Genomic DNA, 24,265 nt, shown 5'->3' on the forward strand with positions numbered 1-24,265 from the left:
GCCCTTTTCAGCCTCTCTGGACCGTATTAAAGGTAATTTATTTCGTTCATTTATACCGTTCTACATTCTATAAGATTATGCATAAAAAAGCAATGGTTGAATAGTGGAAACTAACTAGGTAACTCAATAAAGTTTTGAGCAAATTGATAGATGACATGAGCTGGTACAGCCAAATTAAGATTCTGACCATCATCAAAACCAGCTGTAATTAAACCGACCAACCTCCCTTGCATATCCAATAAAGCACCACCGGAACTTCCATTTGAAATAGCAGCTGTAAATTGAACCATAGACATTTTTCGTATATCCCTAAATCCCGCAACAATTCCATCAGAGACCGAATTAAATAAACCGAGAGGACTACCAATCGCTACAATCTTTTGTCCTCTGACTAAATGACCATCCATTTTAACAGGTAAAGGTTGGCCTGTTCTGTCCACTTTCAAAATAGCCAAATCATGTATATCATGATACTTCACAAATTGATGAGTAATATATTCGTTTGGATCATTTTCATATAGCACAGAATAATATTTCCCACCACCTACAACATGCAAGTTCGTCAAAATATAGCCATCGCGATGGAGAACAACTCCAGAGCCAAAACATAACAACTTACCATCTTCGTCAAATGTCTTTATCATGACAACAGACGTCGCTAAAGAAGCCAACTGTTCATAACTACACTCTTCTGAAGTAACCATGCTAGAACTAGGGATTGGGATAATCGTCGGTTGTTGTGGTGGTATGCTTTTCATCGAAAGCATTTTAGGGATTATGAATTCTTTTTCATAGCAATCAGGACAACTCTGCAAATTAGATGATGCTGCTATGATAGGATACAAATTAGTGATATCTCCTTTAGGATTCATATAGCATATATCGCAGCCAAGTGTCGATAAGAAATATAAGAATAATGATTCATGCTGCGTAATGTCACCTATAAAAACAATTTTAGAGGATGCTTGATTTTCCTTAGAAAAAATTTGTGGTAAATAATAATCCATCCAATATAAAAATTTAACTGCAAAGTTTTTTAGTAAAGTGTCATTAGCATGCGGCTGTTGTTCTTTAAAAAGATGGAGAATGTTTTTAAAGCTAAGCTTTTTTGTCCATTCAAGTTGATCATTCGCTAATTTACCGCATAAAGATGTCTCATACAGTAATTGCATACTATCAGCAGCAGCCTGCCAATCTTCCCAAAGCTCCGACAGTCTATCTGCATCTTTCTTATTATTGATGACCTCAAGCCTATGTAGTCGTAAATAAAATACGCTTTGCTTTGTGAAATACTCATCCATTTTTAAAATATCTTCTTTATAAAGATCTACAGAATCAGGTATACCAATATAACGTAGAAAGACTACTTCCTTCGTAAGGGCATTGTTGTTAGGACTGATCTGCATAAACTCCTGAAAAGGATTAGCTAACTTTTTATACTTAATTTTTAACGGTCTCGTTGTCACAACCATTTTCATACAACTCCTATAAGCACGTCATTACATATAATGGTACTTATATACAATTCTCTGACATCTCTCTAAATCCTCTATTCTTAACCACAAAAATGCACAACTCTATAAAGAATTGGACGTTTTCTTCACCTTTCTCAAATAAAAATATAAAGAAATACTTATCACAAGTATGACTAGTGGTAGGGCTTATATAAATAAAAAGCCGTGCATACAAACAAGAACCCCACCACAGCATCTGTAGCTAGAGCACCAATAGCTAATGCAAATGGCAAAACAAACTGTTTGAAAAGAAATTATGCCAGAAGAAAATGAAAAGGAATTAGCATTGGAAGACCTCGCTCAAATAATCGAAAAATTGAGGACTCATTGGACATTAGCTAAGAGCTATCTGGAGACAGCATAAAAAATAGAGAAATCCAAATTTGAATGCATTCGAATTCGGATTTCTCATTAATTGAAGCTAGTTATGTCTCAGCCTCTCAAATGATTTGCTTACTTAAATACTTGCGCTGCTTCAACAGCCTTTTTCCAGCCTCCATAAATTTTATCACGATGGTCATTACTCATATTTGGTGTAAATTGACGATCTAAATTCCAATACTTGCTGATTTCCTCTGTCGAATGCCAATAGCCAACTGCTAAGCCAGCTAAATACGCTGCACCTAAAGCGGTTGTTTCATTAATAATTGGGCGATCAACAGGAACATCCAATAAATCAGCCTGGAATTGCATTAAGAAATCATTGGACACAGCTCCGCCATCTACACGTAATTTGGCTAACGGAATATTCGAATCTACCTCCATCGCCGCTAATACATCCTTTGTTTGATACGCTAATGATTCTAGCGTCGCACGTACAAAATGCTCCTTCGCAGTTCCTCGTGTTAAGCCAAAGATAGCTCCGCGCACATCAGAATCCCAGTACGGTGTTCCTAAGCCAACAAATGCCGGAACAACATAAACACCATCTGTTGACTCTACACGTGTTGCATATTGCTCTGATTCACTTGCATGACGGAACATACGTAAACCGTCACGTAACCATTGAATCGCAGAACCTGCTACAAAAATACTGCCCTCTAAAGCATATGTTACTTTGCCATCTAAGCCCCAAGCTAATGTAGTCAATAGGCCATTATCTGACTTCACTGCCTTTTCACCAGTATTCATTAACATAAAGCAACCTGTGCCATATGTGTTTTTAACCATACCTTCCTCAAAGCATGCCTGACCAAATAGGGCTGCTTGTTGGTCGCCTGCAGCTCCAGCAATTGGAACAGCAGAGCCAAAGAATAATGCCTCCTCTGTATAGCCATAAACTTCAGAAGAAGGACGTACCTCTGGTAGCATAGAGGCTGGAACTGTTAAAATGTCTAATAGTTCTTCATCCCACTTTAAATCATGGATATTATACATCAATGTACGAGAGGCATTTGAATAGTCTGTTACATGTACTTTTCCGCCGGATAGCTTCCAAATTAGCCAAGTATCAATTGTGCCGAATAGCAACTCTCCTGCCTCGGCTTTTTCACGAGCTCCCTCAACATGATCTAAGATCCACTTCACTTTTGTACCTGAGAAGTAAGCATCTATTAATAAACCTGTTTTATCACGGAATAAATCATTGTAACCGCTTTCCTTTAATTGCTCACAAATTTCATTCGTTTGACGTGATTGCCAAACAATTGCGTTATATACAGGCTTGCCAGTATGTTTATCCCATACTACGGTTGTTTCACGTTGATTGGTAATCCCAATCCCTGCAATTTGATTTGAACTCACACCTTTTTCTGATAACACTGTTGCAATACAAGATAGAATAGATGACCAAATTTCCTCTGCATGATGCTCTACCCAGCCTGCTTGTGGAAAATGTTGTTGGAATTCTTGTTGTGCTGTGTGTACGATTTTACCCGTTTCATCAAAAAGAATAGCTCTTGAGCTTGTAGTTCCTTGGTCTAACGCTAAAATATATTTTTTTTCTGACATAGAAATCCCTCCAAATAAATTAGTCTTCTACTTGAACATTCTTAACCGTTAATTGTGCTCCTATGAAAATAGCAATCACAATTACTGCAACAATCCAAAATGCTATACTATTTTTTCCTTCAAATATTTGTTGGAAAAACAATGCACCAAATGTACCTCCAATAATTGGACCTACAACTGGTACCCATGCATAGCTCCAGCCAGAATCACCTTTGCCTGCAATCGGTAAAATAAAATGCGCAATACGTGGACCTAAATCACGAGCTGGATTTATGGCATAACCTGTTGGGCCCCCTAAAGCCATCCCAATTACAATAATTAACATACCAACTAAAAATGGATTTAAACCATCTGTAATAGTATTTGTACCTAACGCTAAAATTCCTAAAACTAAAATAAATGTTCCTATCATTTCTGATAAGAGATTTGATAAAGGATGCTTAATAGCTGGCATTGTGGAAAATGGCGCTAATTTTACATCGGCATCTGCTGTTGCCTGCCAATGTGGTAAATACATAAAGTAAACTAGTGTAGCCCCTAAAAATGCACCAATCATTTGTGCAGCAATATAGGCTGGCACATCTGCCCAAGGAAAGTTTCCAATCGTGGCAAGGGCAATTGTTAATGCAGGATTTAGGTGAGCACCACTGATTCCACCTACTGCATAAGCTGCCATTGCAACCCCAAGCCCCCATGCAAAGGTAATGACGATCCATCCACCACCAAAGCCTTTTGATTTGTTTAACACGGCACCTGCTACTACGCCGCCACCAAATAAAATAAGAATCATTGTGCCGACCAGCTCAGCTGTAAACGTAGACATAGTTTAATCCCCCTTTGTGATAATAGCCCATAGAAAACAAAAAGGAACCCACATCCAATCAAACTACATTAATACATGTAGATGAACAAATGTGGGTTCCTTTTCCTAACCACGTGCGTATGAACTTATGTCCATTTTAGAGAAAAAAACATACAGAGTCAACTATTTTTTGAAATTTTCCCATAATTGTCTATTAGATGTTGTAACGGCGATAGCACCACCAGCTAGTGCTTCTTCAATATTGTCCACTGTACGCACTAAGCCCCCTGTAATAACAGGGATTTGAGTACGCTCATGGATTTCCTGAATCATCGAAGGAATAATGCCAGGTAATAGCTCAATATAATCAGGCTGCGCTGTTTCAATCATCGAATAACTTTTTTCAAGAGCAATCGTATCAATCAAAAACACACGTTGAATAGCCATAATTCCACGCGCTTTGGCTTTCATTAGCATATTGGAACGCGTTGAAATAATGCCAGCTGGACGAATATCATTACATAAAAAGTCCGCTGCAAAATTATCTGTTTTTAAACCATGAATTAAATCCGCATGAATAATTAATTTTTTTCCATGTCGATGTGCCTCACGCTTTAAAGACATTAATAAGCTAATGTGCACCTCCAATAGCACAATATAATCGAATGGACTTGCTATTATCTCGTCAAATTGCTTGACGGTACGCGCAGCAGGAATCACCTGTTGATTATCAAAATGCATTCCATTCTCTCCTTCCCTTATAATACAGTGTGAACACTCACCCTTATATTATGTTGAGAGTAACTACATCATTATAGCGCAGTTGTCGCTCGTTTTATTTCTTTCTTTACATCTTCTTCATATTGTGTCCGTTGCTGTGCTGTCCAGTTGAGTTGCTTAGCCATTTCATCTAGAATTGCCTCTTCATATTGTTGAACAATTGCCATTTGAAAGAACATATATCCTGTCCGGCGAACCATAAAGTCATTTGGATGAACGACCATTTCATGATGAATACCATACATTAATTGCGCATACAGCCATGAAGGTAAGATTGGGTGTCCTTCCTTTACATAATTAAAAACAATTTCTACATTGCTACCATAATGCTGTGTTAAAAATTTGGCCTCTTCCTCAGATAAGCCTATTTTCTTGCCTACTCTTGTATAGTCATATAAGAATGCATAAAATTTACTTGAGCCGCCAATATGGCCACCAGAAATCGGAATATTTTTTGTTGTACATGGAGAGGATTTAATACCAAATTGTTGCTCTAGCTCTTGTGTAATCGTATTTAATACGGTTTCAGCCATTTTACGATAGCCGGTTAATTTCCCACCTGCAATTGTTACAAGCCCCGATGGCGAAATCCACACTTCATCCTTACGAGAAATTTCAGATGGATTTTTTCCGTCCTCATGAATCAATGGACGAACGCCTGCCCAACTTGATTCAATATCCGCATCGGTCACCTTCACACTTGGGAACATATAACGAATAGCGTTCATTATATAATCGCGATCCTCTTGATAAATATCCATATTGCGAGCATCGCCTTCATAAAATGTATCTGTTGTCCCTACATATGTTTTTCCTTGTCGAGGGATCGCAAATACCATGCGGCCATCAGGTGTATCAAAATAAACAGCTTGTTTTAATGGAAATTTGGATTCATCAAAAACAATATGCACACCTTTCGATAAAATTAAATGCCTCCCTGCTTGCTTCCCTTCAATTGTGCGCACATCGTCCACCCATGGACCAGCAGCATTAACAACAGCCTTTGCACGAATTTCGATTGTATGATTTGTTAATAAATCCATTGCAACAATACCATTTATTTTTTGCTGTTCATTATATAGGAAATTTTCGGCTTTTATATAATTAAGTAATGTTGCCCCTCTTTCAATAGCTGCCTTCGCTACTTCAATGGTTAAACGAGCATCATCAGTACGATATTCTACATACATCCCACCGCCAAGTAATCCCTCAGTTTTCACTAATGGCTCCTTCTCAATGGTTTGACCTGTACTTAACATATAACGGCGTTCTGCACGTTTGACTCCTGCTAAAAAATCATAGACACGCAAGCCGAGATTTGTAGAGTATTTTCCAAATGTCCCTCCCTTATGAAAAGGTAATAACATCCAAACAGGTGTTGTCACATGTGGACCATTTTCATAAACAATGGCACGTTCCTTCCCTAACTCTGCTACCTCTTTTATTTCAAATTGCTTTAAATAACGTAAACCGCCATGCACCAACTTTGTCGAACGGCTAGAAGTCCCTGCTGCAAAATCCTGCATTTCCACTAATGCTACAGAAAGACCGCGAGCAATAGCATCCAGTGCAATACCACACCCTGTAATTCCGCCACCAATTACTAATAAATCGTACTCCCTATCTTGAAGTTCCTCTATTGTTTGTTGTCGTTGTAACGCAGAAGCTGTACTCATCATTTATTTCCTCCCTCTTCATTTTAACGATAAAAAAAGACCATCAAAAGCATATGTACGCTAGGCACATATGTTTTCAATGGTCTCTCAGTTACTCAAACCTGCTATTAACTTACTTTTTATTGTAATATGCGCATTCCAAAAAGGCAAGTTTCTGTTTAGTGACAGAATACTGCTTACCTCATCCTAATAAAGTAGGATTCTTTGTTACTCAACATGATTTGCTTCAAAGCGATCAAGCAATGCACGCACTTCATCTGTTGATTTCGTGTTCATCAATTGGCTTCTTAACTCACCGGCACCTCGGAATCCTTTGACATATATTTTGAAAAAGCGATGAAGTCCTGTGATAGAGCGTGGAAGTACTTCCTCATATTGATCTTGAAGATCGAGCTGCAGTCTTAAAAGGTCAAGATACTCTTTACTGCTATGCTCCTTTGGTTCTTTTTCAAAAGCAAAGGGATTTTTAAAAATACCTCGTCCAATCATTACGCCATCAATCCCATATTTTTCGGCAAGCTCTAGCCCGGTTTGTCGGTCAGGGATGTCTCCATTGATCGTTAATAGCGTATTAGGTGCGATACAATCGCGTAATTTTTTGATTGCCGGAATGAGCTCCCAATGTGCATCAACTTGGCTCATTTCCTTTCTTGTGCGTAAATGAATCGACAGGTTCGCAATATCTTGTTTGAAAATATGCGTTAACCATTCCTCCCATTCCTCTACATCCTTATAGCCAAGTCGTGTTTTCACACTGACAGGCAGTCCACCCGCTTTGGCAGCTTGAATCAATTCTGCCGCCACATCAGGACGTAAAATAAGACCACTCCCTTTTCCCCTCGATGCCACATTTGGCACAGGACAGCCCATATTAATATCGATACCTTTAAACCCTAGCTCTGCCATGCCAATACTCATTTGACGGAAATATTCAGGATTATCCCCCCAAATATGTGCCACCATCGGCTGTTCATCTTCTGTAAAAATCAAACGACCCCGCACACTTTTCTGTCCCTCTGGATGACAATAGCTATCCGAATTCGTAAACTCTGTGAAAAATACGTCTGGTCTTCCGGCTTCACTGACTACTTGACGGAAAACAACATCTGTGACATCTTCCATCGGTGCCAGTACAAAAAATGGACGCGGCAAATCACGCCAAAAATTATCTATCATGTTAATCCCAAATCCTCTCGCTATCTGTATAACTTTAACTTAGACTCAAAAACAACTGTATGAAAAATTATAAAAAGCAGATGGTATAGAATTTTTCTATATCAACTGCTTTTCTATTATACCAACTCTAACCACGCAACCGCTTCACAATGTGTGGAATGCGGGAACATATCTACTGGTTGAATTTCTTGTGTTTGATAGCCGCCATCCTCCAAAATACGAAGGTCGCGTGCTAGTGTGGCTGGGTTACAGGAGACATAGACTACTCGTTTTGGACGTTGCTCTAAAATAGTAGCTAAAAGTGCCTCATCACAGCCTTTACGTGGTGGATCAACTACCAGTACGTCTGCTTCCTTTCCTTCCTTATACCATCTTGGTATAACTTCCTCAGCTGGGCCAGCCTCAAAATAAGTATTTGTAAAACCATTGAGTACTGCATTGCGTTTAGCATCTTCAATCGCTTGTGGGACAATTTCAACGCCCATGACTGCCTTTGCCTTTTGCGCAAGGAATAAAGAAATCGTACCAATTCCACAATACGCATCAATCACTCGTTCATCCCCTTGCAAGTTGGCATAATCAAGTGCTTGTTTATAGAGGACCTCCGTTTGCTCTGGGTTGACCTGATAGAAGGAGCGAGCGGAAATTTCAAAGCGGACATCGCCAATTGTGTCAATAATGACGTCCTTGCCCCAAAGGTTCAGTGTGTCATCACCAAAAATTACATTCGTTTTCTCATGATTCACATTTTGCATAATTGAAGTGACGTTCGGAACAAGCTTTTGAATTACTGCAATGGCCGCTTCTTTTTGTGGGAATTTTTTCTTTTTCGTCACGAGGACAACCATGACCTCACCTGTTGCCCGTGCTTTACGAATGACAACATGGCGCAACATGCCTTCGTGGGAAAGTTCATTGTATGGTCGCATGCCTATCGCTACTAATTCCTTTTTCAAGCCTGCTAAAATTGCATCTGCTTCTCCTGTTTGAATCAAGCAACGCTCCATATCCACTATGCTATGCGTCTTTGTTTTATAGAAACCAGCAATAGCTTGTCCTGCTTCATTTTCAGAGAAAGGAATTTGTGCTTTATTACGATAATGCCAAGGCTCTTTCATTCCTTTTACAGGCAGAACAGGTGCATCAATTTTGCCAATGCGTTGCATCACATTGCGCACCATATTTTCTTTCCATTTGAGCTGGCCCTCATAGGATAAATGCTGTAATTGACAGCCTCCGCATTGCTTAAAGTAATCGCATGGAGCTTCCACTCGATCGGGTGATGGCTTAATAATATCTACAACTTTTGCAAAGCCATAATTTTTTAAGGTTTTCATCACATGGATTTCGGCTGTTTCGTTCGGAAGTGCGCCTTGTATAAATAATGGATAGCCATCTACCTTAGCGACACCATTGCCATCATGTGTTAAGTCTTCTATATAAACTGAAAGTCGTTCATTCTTTTTCACGGGTGCTGACATTCGTACATCCTCCATTTCAATCTCCTTATTGTAGCATGTGTTGGCGAATGAAAAAAGAACAAGACTTACCTGTTATGTCGTTCTCCTAACTACTTGAAAAAAGAGCCGCTATTCGCGACTCTTTCCTTGCTCTTTTGTTATATGATAATCCCTTGGTGCCCACCAAAATGCACACAAGATTCCAAGAATGACGACAATAAAAGGCGCATAAAAAATTAAAAAACTTTGCATATACTAATTTCCTCCTATGCGTGATTGTCTTCTTTTCCGGTCACATAGTTTTTATTGAACAAGAATAATTTCATCAATAAATAAAGTGATGGAAGTAGGAGACACAGTCCTAAAATAAAGGCAATGATTAAAGCAATTGCCATTTGTGTACTTGTGAAGCCATCATAAATCGTTAAATATGGATACAGTAAATATGGGTATTGCGCAATACCATAAGCGAAAAATGCTACCGCAAATTGAGCAATCAGAAGTGCAACTGCAAGCCCATATTTTTTACGCATTGCAATGAGGAACACTGTAATCATAAATAATATGGCTGATATTGCAAACATCCACCATAAATTCACCATGTGACTATAACTTTCAGGGTTAATGGACTTCATCTCATACATAATGCCTAATGCGCTGATCATTAAAGGAGCTGCCCACAAAAGTGCATATTTTCTCATTAGCTTCGTTGCTTCTTTGTCATTCGCTTTATGAGCATACCAAGTTAAGAATACTGCGGAAATGTAAAGTACAGCGGCAATACTCAGTACGACAATGCTCCAAGCAAATGGACTCGTATATAAAGTCCAATAGTTTAAAACAGGCTGCCCGTTAACGAGATCCACATACCCTCCACCAGCAATGGCAAAGACAACAGACAACGATGCAGGAATTAATAAACCTGCTACACCATAGGTCAGCGTGTAACCAATATGTCCTCTCGTACCATACGATTCAAAGGCATAATAGGAACCTCGAATGGCTAATAGTACAAGGGAAATACTGACGGGTATAAGTAAAATGGTTCCGTAGTAAAAAGCAGTTTGCGGGAAAAATCCTACGATCCCTACAAAGAAGAATACCAAAAAGACATTGGTTACTTCCCAAACAGGCGATAAATATCGTTTAATAATATTCGTTAAAATATGATTCTTCCCAATCAATAGGCTATAGGCGTTAAAGAAACCGGCACCGAAATCAATCGATGCGACAATGACATAGCCAAATAGGAAAATCCACAATACTGAAATACCTAGAATCTCTAATGTCATAGAATGTCACCGCCTTTTTCAGAGTGGCGATCTTCAATCTCACGCTCAATAGGATTCTTTTTAAACATTCGCACCAAGACGACAACACTTCCTACCGCTAATACTGCATATACACCTGCAAACAACAACAGCATTAAATCCACATGATCACTCGTTGTGGCCCCTTCTGGAGTTCGCATCAAGCCATAAAGAATCCATGGTTGACGTCCAACCTCAGCAAGCCACCAGCCCGCTTCAATAGCAATGATAGAAAGTGGCCCCCCCGCCACAATGATCCATCGATACCAGCGTGAATGAATAAACTGCCAGCCCCGTGCTTTCCCTACAACATACAGTAATGAAACTAGCACCATAAACATACCTATGGACACCATAATATCAAAGAGATAATGAATATAGAGTGGTGGTAGATCCTCTTCCTCGAATTGATCTAATCCAATTACCTCTGCATTAGGATTAAAATGTGCAAGAATGCTTAAAGCATACGGAATTTTGATGGCATATTTCACTTCTTCTCCATCTAGCACGCCAAATAAAACAAGAGAAGCCTTTCCTTCCGTTTCAAAATGCCATTCCGCTGCAGCTAATTTTTCTGGTTGATATTCCGCTAAGTATTTTCCTGAGAAATCTCCAATCACAGCTGCTGCAATGGAGAAAATTAAACCAATTTTCATCAGTAACAGTAATGCTTTTTTATGGTATACATGTTTCGATCCTTTAAGCATTCGGTATCCTGCTATAGCAGCTAAAACAAATGCAGATGTCATATACGCTGTTACAAGTACATGCGCCACCTTTGTTGGCATAGCAGGGTTAAACATCGCTAAGAAGGGTTGAATATTAACAAGGTTCCCGTCGACAATATCGAAGCCTCTCGGGGCATTCATAAAGGCATTCACGATTGTAATAAATACAGCCGACATCGATGCACCTACTGCAACTGGAATTAACAATAGCATATGCTTTTTCTGACTATCGAAGCGGTCCCAAGTATATAAATAAATGCCCAAAAATATAGCTTCAAAGAAAAATGCAAACGTTTCCAAAAAAAGTGGTAATGCAATGGTTTGACCAGCTAGTTGCATAAAGTTGGGCCATAATAATGATAGTTGCAAGCCAATTGCCGTTCCAGTCACAACACCCACTGCAACCGTAATGACGAAGCCACGTGCCCAACGTCTTGCCATTAAAATATAATGCTCATCATTCTTTTTATACCCAGTCCATTGAGCAATCATGATCATTAACGGGACACCGACTCCTATCGTTGCATAAATGATGTGGAACGATAAAGTTAACTCAGTTAATGCACGACTCCAATAGACTGCTGATTCGTTTATCATCTCATTGCCCCCTAGCTCCCAAATATTCTTCCAAGAATGGAAAGTAGCATAATGATTGCAACACCAAAGCTTAGCCAAATAAGCTTCTTCTCCTGTGACTTATACAAAAGCAACACTTCCTTTCCCTTATCCATACCCCATTTTCCACTATTACAACGAAAAAAACCTTTATAATGGACCGAAATTTCAGCCTATTAATAAGGTTTCAAATTTTGTTCAAGTAATATACGCACATTTGCCAAACATTTTTCTTAATTCGTTCACAATCCCTAATTCTAAAGGTTGGACTTACTACATATTGAATTGTTCGCTGCTGGTTATTTGATTTAGTCTATTATCTTTTTAATCGTTTGATCCGAAAGTTTAGGTAGAGTTTTCTAACCGTACTCTGATTCATTTATACAAAAAAGCTCATCCTCGCTAAAACGAAGATGAGCTTTTCCTGTATTATATACGGTCCTCTTCGCGAATATCTGCAAGAGGGACAAAAATTTCTATATGACGCTTTAAATTTTCAAAGGTAGCTGGAGCGTCTCCACCATATTCACCATCTAGATTAAGATGTACTTCGTTTTCAGTAGTGACTTTGACAACACTTGCTTTTTTGTAGATGACACGGTCATCATTTAAATGTTCGCCTCTTAATGCCATAGCCGCTAGTTGAATAAACTCAGGTAGGCTAACTTTCTTTAACACTAATAATGTAAAGTAACCATCATTAATACTTGCATCTGGTGCAAGTTTTTCAAAACCTCCTACAGAGTTGGTTAAACCACATAAGAACATCATGGCATCACCGTCAAACACTTCCCCATCATATTCTATACGCATATGGGAGGCTTTGATGGATGGAATCATTTCTACTGCTTTTAAATAGTAGGCTAACTGCCCAAGCATTGTTTTCATTTTACTTGGTACTTCATATGTTAGTTCCGTAATCCGTCCGCCAGCAGCAATATTGATGAAGTAGCGTTCGCCATTTAATAGACCGACATCCACTGGCAATGTATCGCCTTGTATAATAATGTCTACCGCCTCATCAATATTTCGCGGGATATGCACGGCACGGGCAAAATCATTTGTAGTGCCCATTGGAATTAGACCAACTTTTGGACGGTTTTCAAATGGACTTACACCTGAAACAACTTCATTTAAAGTGCCATCTCCACCAACTGCGATGATTATATCAAAGCCACGGTCTACTGCATCTTTTGCTGCAAGTGTTGCATCGCCTTCACCGGTTGTTGCGTGACAGGATGTTTCATAGCCTGCTACTTCTAATTTTTCCAACACCTCTGGTAGATGTTTCTTAAACGCTTCGCGTCCAGATGTAGGATTATAAATGATTCTTGCTCGTTTCATAACATACCTTCCTGCTTCATAAGATTCTATTTCATTCAACGATTTACTCGCTAAAATGTTGCATTACGTTTGTTACTTTTGTAACGCGTTTGTCACTTGTTTTTTAAAGTCTTCATAGACATACGTCCAATATGTTTGGTTCGTTATATTTTCCTCACGAATCTCCGCATAAAGGGCCTTTTGAGCCTCTTCAAATGTCGGATCTTCTTTATCTGGTAAGCTTGCACGCTTCGTTACAACCAGCTCTTGTAATTCAGGTGCACGTGGACCCCATTTTCCAATAACCTCACCAGTGCTATCTAATAGCAAGTAAATAGGAATAGCACGACCACCATTTGTTAAATAACGATCAATTAGATCTGTATCTGCATCACGGAACACTGTACGCATGTCCAATCCAGCTGCTTCAGCAACACGACGAACAATTGGATTGTTTAACATAGCATCTCCGCACCAATCTTCCGTAATCGTTAAAATTTTAGGTTGCTTGTCTTTTAATAATTCAATAAAACCATCGTTTGTTGGCACTGCAAAGTCGTCATAAATGCGGAAGCTCTCTTCTTTAAGAGTCGTCATATTGTCCATATATTGTTGAATCGAAATAGCTTCATTAAAATATTGTTGTTCTGTTTTCATCGGTTCTCGTCCCCCTTATAATTATCTATTCTATATTTTGCTATGAATGCTCCTTTTAAACAACTATTAAGTGTTACAAATTCCAATTTTGTTACATTTATGAAAAATAATAGCCAAGAAAGCAATTAAGCTCTCTCGGCTACTATGTTACAACGTTTAATTATCGTTTGGCAATTTCTTGTTGCAATAATTTATTGACCATTGGTGGGTTCGCTTGACCTTTAGTAGCTTTCATAATTTGACCAACTAAGAAGCCAATAGCACGATCCTTACCATTTTTGAAATCTTCGATAGACTGTGCGTTGTTATCTAAAACTTCTGTAACAATTGCTAGTAAAGCACCTTCATCAGAAATTTGAACTAAGCCTTTTGCTTTTACAATTTCCTGTGCAGAACCGCCATTTTCAACTAATTCAGCAAACACTTTTTTACCGATCTTAGAAGAAATAGTACCATCCGTGATTAATTTCACCATTTCAGCAAGGTTTTCAGGTGTTAATGCAGTATCCTTTAAGTCTTTTTGTTCTGCGTTTAAATAAGCAGAAACATCACCCATCAACCAGTTAGCAGAAAGTTTTGCATCTGCACCGTTGACGATCATGGACTCGAAGAAGTCTGAAATTTCTTTAGAAAGAACAAGAACTCCTGCATCATATGGTGTTAATCCTAGCTCTTCAACATAACGTTTTTTACGAGCATCTGGAAGCTCAGGAATTTCTGATTTTACTCGCTCTAGCCATGCGTTATCAATAGAAAGACGAACTAAGTCTGGCTCTGGGAAGTAACGGTAATCATCTGTTCCTTCCTTCACACGCATTAAAATTGTTTTACCCGTTTTTTCATCGAAACGACGAGTTTCTTGGTCAATAACGCCACCTGATAATAATACATCTGCTTGACGTAATTCCTCATGCTCTAAACCACGACGAACATAGTTGAAGGAGTTCAGATTTTTAAGCTCTGTTTTTGTACCAAACTCTTCTTGACCATAAGGACGAATAGAAATGTTGGCATCACAACGAAGTGAACCTTCCTCCATTTTACAGTCAGACACATCTGTATATTGGATAATTGATTTTAATTTTTCTAAGTAAGCATAAGCTTCATTTGGCGTACGAATATCTGGCTCAGATACGATTTCAACAAGCGGCGTACCTTGACGGTTAAAGTCCACTAGTGAGTGATCTCCAGCATGTGAAAGTTTACCCGCATCTTCTTCCATATGAAGGCGAGTAATACCGATACGTTTTGTATAACCATCTACTTCAATATCAATCCAGCCGTTTTTCCCGATTGGTTTATCAAATTGTGAAATTTGATAGGCTTTCGGATTATCAGGGTAGAAATAGTTTTTACGGTCAAATTTTGTTTCTTGTTCGATTTCCATATTTAATGCAAGAGCTGCACGCATAGCGAAATCTACCACATTTTTATTAAGAACTGGTAGGACACCAGGATAACCTAAATCGATTACTGTTGTGTTTGTATTTGGTTCAGCACCAAAGTGAGCAGGTGCTGGTGAGAAGATTTTTGAGTTGGTTTTTAACTCAACGTGTACTTCTAAACCAATGACTGTTTCAAAGTTCATGTTATTTTCCCTCCCACATTTGAGGAACTTGTTTATGGAACTCAGTTGCTTGTTCAAAAGCATGAGCTACACGGTAAATAGTTGCTTCATCGAAGTATTTACCAATTATTTGTAAACCTAGTGGTAGTCCGTTGTCCAAACCACATGGAATAGAAATAGCAGGTACGCCCGCTAAGTTCATCGGAATTGTTAAAATATCGTTTGCATACATTGTCATCGGATCATTCACATTTTCACCAATTTTGAAAGCTGGTGTTGGTGATGTAGGTCCAATGATGACATCGAAGTCTTCAAATACTTTGTCATAGTCTGCTTTGATCAGTGTACGTGCTTGTTGTGCTTTTTTGTAATACGCATCATACGTACCTGCGCTTAATGAATAAGTTCCAAGCATGATACGGCGTTTTACTTCATCACCAAAGCCTTGTGCACGTGTTTCTTTATAAAGGTCCATTAAATTAGTCACGTTGTCTGCACGGAAACCATAACGGATACCATCGAAACGAGATAAGTTAGAAGACGCTTCAGATGAAGAAAGGATGTAGTACGCAGCAAGTGCATATTTCGAATGAGGAAGTGACACTTCTTCTACAGTCGCACCTAAGCCTTTTAATACCTCTAATGCCTCCAGCACTGATTGACGTGCTGCTTCGCCAACACCTTCACCAAGGAATTCCTTTGGTACAGCGATACGTAAGCCTTTAATATCACCAGTAAGAGCTGCAGCATAGTTTGGCACCTCTACGTCAGCAGAAGTAGAATCATTTGGATCTAAGCCTGCAATAGCCTCAAGTAATAACGCATTATCTTCAACATTGCGTGTAATTGGTCCAATTTGATCTAAAGAAGAGGCGAATGCCACTAGACCAAAACGAGACACACGACCATATGTAGGTTTCATTCCTACAACACCACAGTAAGCTGCTGGTTGACGGATTGAACCACCTGTATCTGAACCAAGAGAGAATGGAACTTCTCCTGCTGCTACTGAAGCTGCAGATGCACCTGAAGATCCTCCTGGCACGTGATTTAAATTCCATGGATTTTTTGTAGTTTTATAGTATGAGTTTTCATTAGAAGAACCCATTGCAAACTCGTCCATGTTTAGTTTACCAACTGTAATCATACCGGCTTCACGTAGCTTGTTGACAACAGTTGCATCATAAATTGGCATAAAGCCTTCCAAAATTTTTGAGGCACAAGTTGTTTCTAAGCCTTCTGTTACAATATTGTCTTTCACACCAATCGGAAGACCAAATAGCGGTCCACGCTCTTCAAATGGTACTTTATCCATTTCAGCAGCTTGTGCAGTTGCTTTTTCTTCGTTTGAAGCAAGGAATGCTTGTACATCGCCATCAAGCTTTGCAATGCGCTCGTATGCTTCTTTCGTTAAGTCAGCGATTGATAAGTTACCTGCTTTAATTTCCGCTTGTAACTCCTTAGCTGAACGTTCAAATAACGTCATGAGGAATCCTCCTATGTTTTAGTATTACATGATAGCTGGTACTTTTACTTGACCATCTTCTTGTTCTTTTACATTTAACATCATTACTTCACGGTCTAGACCTTTTACCGCAACATCTTCACGCATTACATTGACTAATGGTAAAACATGCGTTGTAGGTTCAACATTCGCTGTATCTAGTTCGTTTAATTGCTCTGCAAAGTCTGTAATTTTACCAAGCTGTTCAGCAAACTTCTCAGCTTCCTCTTCAGTAATTGCAAGACGTGCTAAATTTGCCACGTGCTTTACTTCTTCTTTTGTTAATTTAGCCATTTTTTACACCTCCGAATACTTGCTCCATTTATTGTTTTTATTGATAACAATAGGGTTGGATAAAGTTTTAACCATGCCAATAATCATAACATTTTTCCTATTAAAAATCACAACTTTCACCAAAAATATAGAAACTTTCACTACTATAACGAAGTGTTGTTAATCTATACCAGTTGTTTTCCTTTAAGTATCTCTATCTACATAAAAAAATAGTCAGCACAAAGGCTGACTATATTATTCATAGACATGTACATAAGGATCCGTATCATTGGCCTTTTTATTGATTAATGCCTCCGGACCATTGACAGAAGTAATACTCACCTCAACATGAATATTATTAAATCGATTGATTAAAATACCTGTCAAATATTGTGTAAATCCAATGATTTCTGCTTTACCGAAAAATTGAATAGGAATTTCGATCGTCAGTTTTTGGATTTCTTTATTGCGATAGAAACCTGTACCAATAACACTTGTATAATTTGAGAAATATTTATCAACATCTTGCTTAAAGATTTTGAAGTTTTTACTCACGTCTCGATAAACATCCTGCGAATCATCTGTTGGGAATAATACATAATTTTCATCTATCCCTTCCCAATCAGCAATGTTGTTCTGTCCAGCTTTTGCTACACCATAGCTGAAATAGGCGCCAGGAATAATCTGATTGCGGGCTTGTTGCTTAAACAAGCCAACAACAATTGGTATATCCTTTAGCTCATCACGTGTACGTAAACGTGAAACGATCTCAGCAGCCATTTTTTTGCCTTGTTCAACAAGCTCAGACTCTGATATTGGTTCCTCGTAATATTCGCCATACTGCTCTTTCTGATAATAATAAATGGAGTTAAGCGCAAGTCCTATTGAAATTCCACCTAATTTCACTTTATTATCTTTAGTTTTTGTTAAGTAATTTTGCTCAACAATATGAGATAAGTAAATAGGCGCCTTTTTTGCTCGCTCTTCAGGTGTCATTGTATCTGTTGTCGGTGGATTTAATCCATCTTCTGTCTGAGAGCTTCGAGCCAGCCAAGAGCTCACCGTACTTTCAGCTAAATATTGACCCTCTTGGAAGTAATAGTTTTCAGTGTCAAACTCATGGTGAGAAAGACGCATTAAACCTGCTTCCACTTCCTTCATATCATATTTCGTATAAATATTAGATACAACTAGACCTCTACTGGCACTCTCTTTATAAGGAATAAGTGTCTTATAATAAGATTCATCAATTTGTATACTGGGGATAATAGTTGTTTCAGTTTTTTCATTTTGTTGTGTTTCCTGCGTAAGCTCTGTTCCCCCTTCATTAGAAGGTACACAGCCGACTAACATTGCAGCTGCTACAAGTGCTGGAATGAGTCGAAATGACTTCATTTTATTTAGTGCTCCTTTACTCATAATCAATTTGGTTCGACGAATCACTGATAATCATAAGCGTAACTCATATTTTTCTTGAGGGTATGTTGTCAGTGTATTTATTAGATAAGGTTAAGTTGTTCAATTAAGTTTTCTTCATTCCAAACTTCAATACCTAATTGCTCAGCCTTTGCTAGCTTAGAGCCTGCATCCTCGCCTGCGATAACAAGGTCCGTTTTTTTGCTGACACTGCCTGTGACAGTCCCACCTAACTCTTCTATTTTCGCCTTTGCTTCGTTACGTGTCAATTGCTCAAGTTTACCAGTTAAAACAATTGTTTTTCCTGCAAAAGGATTATCGCCTACCACTACTTCTACTTTTTTTCCTTTAAAGGTCATATTCACGCCTACCTCAGCAAGACGTTCAATGACTGCACGTGCGTCATCATTGGAGAAATATTCAACTAATGAAGATGCCATTTTATCACCAATCTCATAAATAGCCACAAGTTGTTCCTCTGTTGCTGCCATGACAGCTTCCATCGAACCAAATTGCTCTGATACGATTTTTGCAGCCTTTTCACCAACATGACGAATTCCTAGACCAATCAATAAACGCTCCATCGAATTTTCCTTCGATGCTTGAATCGCATTGACTAAATTGGTTGCAGATTTTTCGCCCATCCGTTCTAGCTCAACCAATTGCTCTATTGTTAAATGATATAAATCAGAAACATCATGTATTAAATCTGCACGCAATAACTGCTCAACTACTTTATCACCAAGGCCATCAATATTCATAGCATTACGAGACACAAAATATTTAATGCTTTCTGCAATTTGAGCAAAGCATGCAGGATTTACACAGCGTAAAGCAACTTCACCCTCAATACGAATCAATTCACTATCACATACCGGACAATTTTTGGGCATCTCAAACGGCACAGAATTTTCAGGACGCTGCTCGATTAGCACACCAACAACTTGCGGAATAATATCACCAGCTTTTCGAATAATGACCGTATCCCCAAGGCGTATATCTTTCTCTCGAATAAGGTCTTCATTGTGTAACGAAGCTCGTTGCACTGTTGTCCCCGCTACTTGAACTGGCGTTAAAATAGCTGTTGGTGTGACAACCCCTGTACGCCCTACTGTTAAATCAATATCTAGTAATGCCGTGACAACTTCCTCTGCTGGGAATTTATAAGCAATGGCCCAGCGCGGACTTTTTGCCGTATAGCCTAACTCATCTTGTTGAGCATAGCGGTCTACTTTTATAACGATTCCATCAATTTCATAGGCTAAATGTGGACGGTTTTCTGTCCAATGCTCGATAAAAGCCATTACTTCTTCGATTGTAGAGCAACGCTGACGCTCTTTATTGGAAGGAAAACCTAGATCTTCTAAATAATCAAGCATTTCTGCATGTCCGTCGATACCATAGACCTCACCATCACCGCCAATGGCATAGATGAAAGTTGATAGTTGGCGGCTAGCTGCAATTTTAGGGTCTAACTGGCGTATAGAGCCTGCAGCAGCATTACGTGGGTTAGCAAATAGTTCTTCACCATTGTCAGCACGTTGCGCATTTAATTTTTCAAATGATTTTTTTGGCATGTACGCTTCACCGCGTACTTCTATTGTAATCGGTTCTTTTAAACGAAGAGGTATAGCATGAATGGTCTTTAAATTGGCTGTAATTTCTTCCCCTACAACACCATCTCCTCTTGTTGCTCCTTGGACAAACACGCCATTTTCATATTTTAACGAAATGGCTAGACCATCTATTTTTAGCTCACATACATAGGAGAAATGATCCCCAATAGCCTGTCGAACCTTACGATCAAATTCTTGTAAATCTGCTTCGTTAAAAGCGTTTGATAGACTTAGCATCGGGTAATCATGTGTCACCTTTTTAAAGCCTTCTACAACTGTTCCTCCAACACGCTGAGTAGGTGAATCGGGAAAAATAAGTGATGGATTGGCCTCTTCTAAGGCAATCAATTCATGCAATAATTGATCATAAACACTGTCAGCAACGACCGGTTTATCTAGCACATAATAGGCATAACCATATTCATGTAATAATTTATTTAACTCCGCTATTCGCTGTTCTATTTCGTTCATTTACGTTCCTCCGCTTACGCTTTTTCAATTGGTGCAAATTGTGCCAGTAATCGCTTAATACCAATTGGTTGTGGAAAAGCAATATCAAGCTCTGTACTATCACCTTCGCCTTTTACACTTACAACCATACCTGTGCCCCACTTTTTATGGACAGCCTTATCTCCAGCCTTCCAGCCATACTGATCTCCGCCTGTTGATTGTAAGCGAGCTGTGGCAGGCTGAGTTTGTTGAACGGACCCAAGTGTACGTTTTTGAAAACCACCTGTTGAACGATTGCTAGTGGCAAACGGTACATTCGTTTTAGCACCAGCTTTTGAAATAGACTCGGTAATATCTTCGGAAATCTCACCTAAAAATCGGGAAGCATTATTAAAGCTTGAACGGCCAAAAATCGTTCGGCTTTGTGCACATGTTAAATATAGACGTTCCTCTGCACGCGTCACACCAACATACATAAGGCGACGTTCCTCTTCCATTTCTTCTTGATCATCAAGGGAACGTGAATGCGGGAAAATGTTTTCCTCCATACCGATAATAAAAACAATCGGAAACTCCAAGCCCTTGGCAGCATGCATCGTCATTAAAATAATATTTCCCTTGGATGCATCCTCTTTATCAAGAGCATCGATATCAGCTATTAATGCCAAATCCGTTAAAAACGCTATAAGACTTTTATCATCACTGCGCTCCTCAAATGCTTTTGTGACAGATAAGAATTCTTCAATATTCTCTAAACGACTTTCAGCTTCAATCGTTTTTTCATTTTGTAGCATTGTGCGGTATCCAGATTTATCAATGACTTGCTCAACTAGTTCAGTGACCGATAAATATTCTTGCATTTCTGTAAAACCTTTAATCATTGCATAAAATTGTTCTGCTGAGTTTGCCGCTTTCCCAGATAGACCCATGAAAATGAGATCATTCATAGCATCAAAAATGGAGCGATCCTGCTCAATAGCATAGCGAGCCATTTTCTCAAAAGATGTGGCGCCAATACTACGTTTTGGTTCATTAATAATACGTGCAAGTGATAAATCATCGTCATTATTAGCAATAAGGCGCAAATAAGCAAGTAAGTCTTTAATTTCTTTTCGGTCATAGAACTTTGTCCCGCCAACAATTTGATAAACCATATTGGATTTAACAAGTACTTCCTCCATCACACGAGACTGAGCATTCGTACGATATAATATGGCAAAATCATCAAATGTACGATTTTCCTTTTCCATCAACTGTTGGATGGTTTGTACAACAAATTGTGCTTCTTCCTGCTCATTATAAGCTTTGTATAACGCAATTTTTTCACCCTCTGCATTTTCTGTGCGCAGTTCTTTTGGATAACGTGTTGTATTATTTTGAATGACGTCATTTGCTGCTTGTAGGATGCGTTTAGTTGAACGATAATTTTGTTCAAGCATAATCACCTTAGCATTCGGATAATCCTTTTCAAAGGAAAGGATATTACCGATATCTGCACCACGCCAGCGATATATGGATTGATCAGAATCCCCTACAACACAAATATTTTTAAATTTTTTAGCTAATAATTGCACAAGTAAATATTGGGATTTATTAGTATCCTGATATTCATCTACATGTATATATTGAAATTTATTCTGATAGTATTCCAGCACTTCTGGTACTCGCTTGAACAACGTAATGGTTGTCATAATTAAATCATCAAAATCGAGGGATTGGTTGCGACGTAATCTTTTTTCATAGCCTTTATAAACATGTGCCACGGTTTGTTCATAAGGGTTTTTATCATTCATTTGACCCGTATAATCATCTGCTGTAATACACTCGTTTTTGGCTGCACTAATAGCATTTAAAATAGCTCGTGGCTCAAACCGCTTCGGATCGATATTCTCATCCTTCATTACATTTTTGATCACCGATAGTTGATCCGTAGAATCTAGAATGGAAAAATTACGAGATATGCCTAGTTGATCGATATTGCGGCGTAAAATTCTTACACACATGGAGTGGAAAGTTGATACCCACATACTATCGCCAGTCCCATTGCCGAGAATACCGTCAATACGCTCTCGCATTTCACGAGCAGCTTTATTAGTAAACGTAATAGCTAAAACTTTGGATGGATATACTTCCTTTTCTATGATTAAGTAAGCAATACGATGTGTTAGTACTCGTGTTTTTCCTGATCCAGCACCAGCCATAATCAGTAGTGGTCCCTCAGTGGTTTTGACCGCTCTTTCTTGTTCAGGATTCATCCCTGCTAGTAAATTTTTTGTTAACTGTTCCATTTCGCACCGCCTCACAAACATTTGTTCTAAAATTATAACGTATTTTTCACAGCCTTAACAGTCGCAAGTGCAGCTTTTAAATCTTCATAAATAATATTTCCAACTACAACCGTATCTGCGAATTGGGCCATTTCCTCTGCCTGCTCGGCTGATGTAATTCCCCCACCATAAAAGAGCTTAGTTTGCTTCAATTCATTTTTCACAGCACTTACTACCTCTGGATCCCCGTAAATTCCACTGTACTCTAAATAAAATACAGGAAGTTTAAAGAAATTTTCTGCCATACGTGCATAGGCTACGATATCGTCAATTGATAAATCTGTTGTAGCACCTGTTACTTGTGCCACTTTACAATCAGGATTTAAAATACAATAACCTTCTGCTACTAATTCATCCCACACCATGATATCTCCAAATTCTTTAATGGCAGCATGATGCAAATTTTTAATCCATTTTGGATCATCGCTATTTAAGACCGTCGGAATGAAGTAATAGTCATAACCCGGTGTAATTGCATCAATCGTTGAAATTTCTAAAGCTATCGGGACTTCGAACCTTCTAACACGAACAAGTAAATCTAATACCCCATCCAATGTCACATTATCTGTGCCACCGACTAAAATAACATCAGTTCCAGATTCACAAATTTTTTCTAAGTCTTCATCTGAAATGTCCTTTGCAGGATCTAACTTGAACACATGTCTCCATTCTAAATAATCCATTTATTTTACCACCTATCGTTTTCTATCTATTCGTTTACAAGTATAGCTTATGATGGACGACAAAAAAATGAAAAAGACTGAGTAGAACTTCTACCCAGTCTCATTTTCAACTATTCTTTTGGTGCTTGAAACGGTTTCTCATCAGGATACAAACGACCTAGCATTTCATCATATGTATCGTTTCCATAATCAAAGCAACGACGAACACGTGAAATCGTTGCAGTACTTGCACCCGTTTCCTTTTTAATGGATTCATAGGTTTTCTTTAAACGCAATAAATGTGCAACCTCAAAGCGTTGTGCCAACGATTGAATTTCACTAATCGTACATAAATCATCAAAAAACTTATAGCATTCTTCGATGTCTTTCAGCTCTAACACTGCTTTAAATAATTGATCTGTTTGATGCCCTCGAATTTTTTCGATTTGCATGCAATTT

20 protein-coding genes are annotated in these 24,265 nt (G+C 38.6%); all 20 read right to left on the reverse strand.

The window, feature by feature from the left end:
• Positions 1–110: 110 nt before the first annotated feature.
• The gene (locus MKY88_RS20800; RefSeq protein WP_340814599.1) at positions 111–1,472 is read right to left on the reverse strand and encodes a trypsin-like peptidase domain-containing protein; all 1,362 of its coding nucleotides are present in this window, start codon (positions 1,470–1,472) and stop codon (positions 111–113) included.
• 495 nt (positions 1,473–1,967) lie between these two features.
• Positions 1,968–3,464, reverse strand: coding sequence for a glycerol kinase GlpK (gene glpK / locus MKY88_RS20805; RefSeq protein ID WP_340814600.1), 1,497 nt, complete (start codon positions 3,462–3,464; stop codon positions 1,968–1,970).
• Between the two features lie 19 nt (positions 3,465–3,483).
• Positions 3,484–4,287, reverse strand: a complete 804-nt coding sequence (locus tag MKY88_RS20810) for an MIP/aquaporin family protein (protein WP_008173629.1) — start codon at positions 4,285–4,287, stop codon at positions 3,484–3,486.
• A 162-nt stretch (positions 4,288–4,449) separates the two neighbouring features.
• Positions 4,450–5,007, reverse strand: a complete 558-nt coding sequence (locus MKY88_RS20815; RefSeq protein ID WP_016992235.1) for a glycerol-3-phosphate responsive antiterminator — start codon at positions 5,005–5,007, stop codon at positions 4,450–4,452.
• A gap of 71 nt (positions 5,008–5,078) precedes the next feature.
• Positions 5,079–6,722, reverse strand: a complete 1,644-nt coding sequence (locus tag MKY88_RS20820; RefSeq protein ID WP_340814851.1) for a glycerol-3-phosphate dehydrogenase/oxidase — start codon at positions 6,720–6,722, stop codon at positions 5,079–5,081.
• 207 nt (positions 6,723–6,929) lie between these two features.
• Complete coding sequence (locus tag MKY88_RS20825; RefSeq protein WP_291757355.1) at positions 6,930–7,898, reverse strand: tRNA dihydrouridine synthase; 969 nt, start codon at positions 7,896–7,898, stop codon at positions 6,930–6,932.
• A gap of 116 nt (positions 7,899–8,014) precedes the next feature.
• Positions 8,015–9,379 carry a 23S rRNA (uracil(1939)-C(5))-methyltransferase RlmD gene (gene rlmD / locus MKY88_RS20830; protein ID WP_069483425.1) on the reverse strand — a complete coding sequence of 455 codons (1,365 nt, stop codon included), beginning with the start codon at positions 9,377–9,379 and terminating at the stop codon, positions 8,015–8,017.
• 108 nt (positions 9,380–9,487) lie between these two features.
• Complete coding sequence (cydS, locus tag MKY88_RS20835) at positions 9,488–9,610, reverse strand: cytochrome bd oxidase small subunit CydS (protein WP_012292033.1); 123 nt, start codon at positions 9,608–9,610, stop codon at positions 9,488–9,490.
• Between the two features lie 14 nt (positions 9,611–9,624).
• Positions 9,625–10,650, reverse strand: a complete 1,026-nt coding sequence (locus MKY88_RS20840; RefSeq protein ID WP_036225581.1) for a cytochrome d ubiquinol oxidase subunit II — start codon at positions 10,648–10,650, stop codon at positions 9,625–9,627.
• Entirely contained in the window at positions 10,647–11,993 is a 1,347-nt protein-coding gene (locus tag MKY88_RS20845; protein WP_036120665.1) for a cytochrome ubiquinol oxidase subunit I, read from the reverse strand. The genes MKY88_RS20840 and MKY88_RS20845 overlap by 4 nt, the downstream gene beginning before the upstream one ends.
• A 447-nt stretch (positions 11,994–12,440) precedes the next feature.
• On the reverse strand, positions 12,441–13,355 hold the full coding sequence (locus MKY88_RS20850) for a diacylglycerol kinase (protein ID WP_025115774.1): 915 nt from the start codon (positions 13,353–13,355) through the stop codon (positions 12,441–12,443).
• Positions 13,356–13,427: 72 nt separating this feature from the next.
• Positions 13,428–13,991 (reverse strand): thioredoxin family protein, encoded by a 564-nt coding sequence (locus MKY88_RS20855; protein ID WP_008173645.1) that lies wholly within the window; start codon positions 13,989–13,991, stop codon positions 13,428–13,430.
• A 160-nt stretch (positions 13,992–14,151) separates the two neighbouring features.
• The gene (gene gatB / locus MKY88_RS20860; RefSeq protein WP_340814604.1) at positions 14,152–15,579 is read right to left on the reverse strand and encodes an Asp-tRNA(Asn)/Glu-tRNA(Gln) amidotransferase subunit GatB; all 1,428 of its coding nucleotides are present in this window, start codon (positions 15,577–15,579) and stop codon (positions 14,152–14,154) included.
• A gap of 1 nt (position 15,580) precedes the next feature.
• A complete protein-coding gene (gene gatA, locus MKY88_RS20865) occupies positions 15,581–17,044 on the reverse strand; it encodes an Asp-tRNA(Asn)/Glu-tRNA(Gln) amidotransferase subunit GatA (RefSeq protein ID WP_291757356.1) in 1,464 nt (487 codons plus the stop codon).
• A gap of 24 nt (positions 17,045–17,068) precedes the next feature.
• On the reverse strand, positions 17,069–17,356 hold the full coding sequence (gatC, locus tag MKY88_RS20870) for an Asp-tRNA(Asn)/Glu-tRNA(Gln) amidotransferase subunit GatC (RefSeq protein ID WP_008173651.1): 288 nt from the start codon (positions 17,354–17,356) through the stop codon (positions 17,069–17,071).
• A 234-nt stretch (positions 17,357–17,590) separates the two neighbouring features.
• Positions 17,591–18,730, reverse strand: coding sequence for a CamS family sex pheromone protein (locus MKY88_RS20875; RefSeq protein ID WP_069482717.1), 1,140 nt, complete (start codon positions 18,728–18,730; stop codon positions 17,591–17,593).
• A 104-nt stretch (positions 18,731–18,834) separates the two neighbouring features.
• Entirely contained in the window at positions 18,835–20,838 is a 2,004-nt protein-coding gene (gene ligA / locus MKY88_RS20880; protein ID WP_340814606.1) for an NAD-dependent DNA ligase LigA, read from the reverse strand.
• Between the two features lie 14 nt (positions 20,839–20,852).
• The gene (gene pcrA / locus MKY88_RS20885; protein ID WP_340814608.1) at positions 20,853–23,105 is read right to left on the reverse strand and encodes a DNA helicase PcrA; all 2,253 of its coding nucleotides are present in this window, start codon (positions 23,103–23,105) and stop codon (positions 20,853–20,855) included.
• 32 nt (positions 23,106–23,137) lie between these two features.
• Positions 23,138–23,827, reverse strand: coding sequence for a heptaprenylglyceryl phosphate synthase (locus tag MKY88_RS20890; RefSeq protein ID WP_069482720.1), 690 nt, complete (start codon positions 23,825–23,827; stop codon positions 23,138–23,140).
• A 110-nt stretch (positions 23,828–23,937) separates the two neighbouring features.
• Complete coding sequence (locus MKY88_RS20895; RefSeq protein ID WP_004225717.1) at positions 23,938–24,258, reverse strand: YerC/YecD family TrpR-related protein; 321 nt, start codon at positions 24,256–24,258, stop codon at positions 23,938–23,940.
• Between the last annotated feature and the right edge of the window lie 7 nt (positions 24,259–24,265).

This window comes from Lysinibacillus sp. FSL R7-0073 (genome assembly GCF_038009065.1).
GTDB classification, from domain to species: domain Bacteria; phylum Bacillota; class Bacilli; order Bacillales_A; family Planococcaceae; genus Lysinibacillus; species Lysinibacillus fusiformis.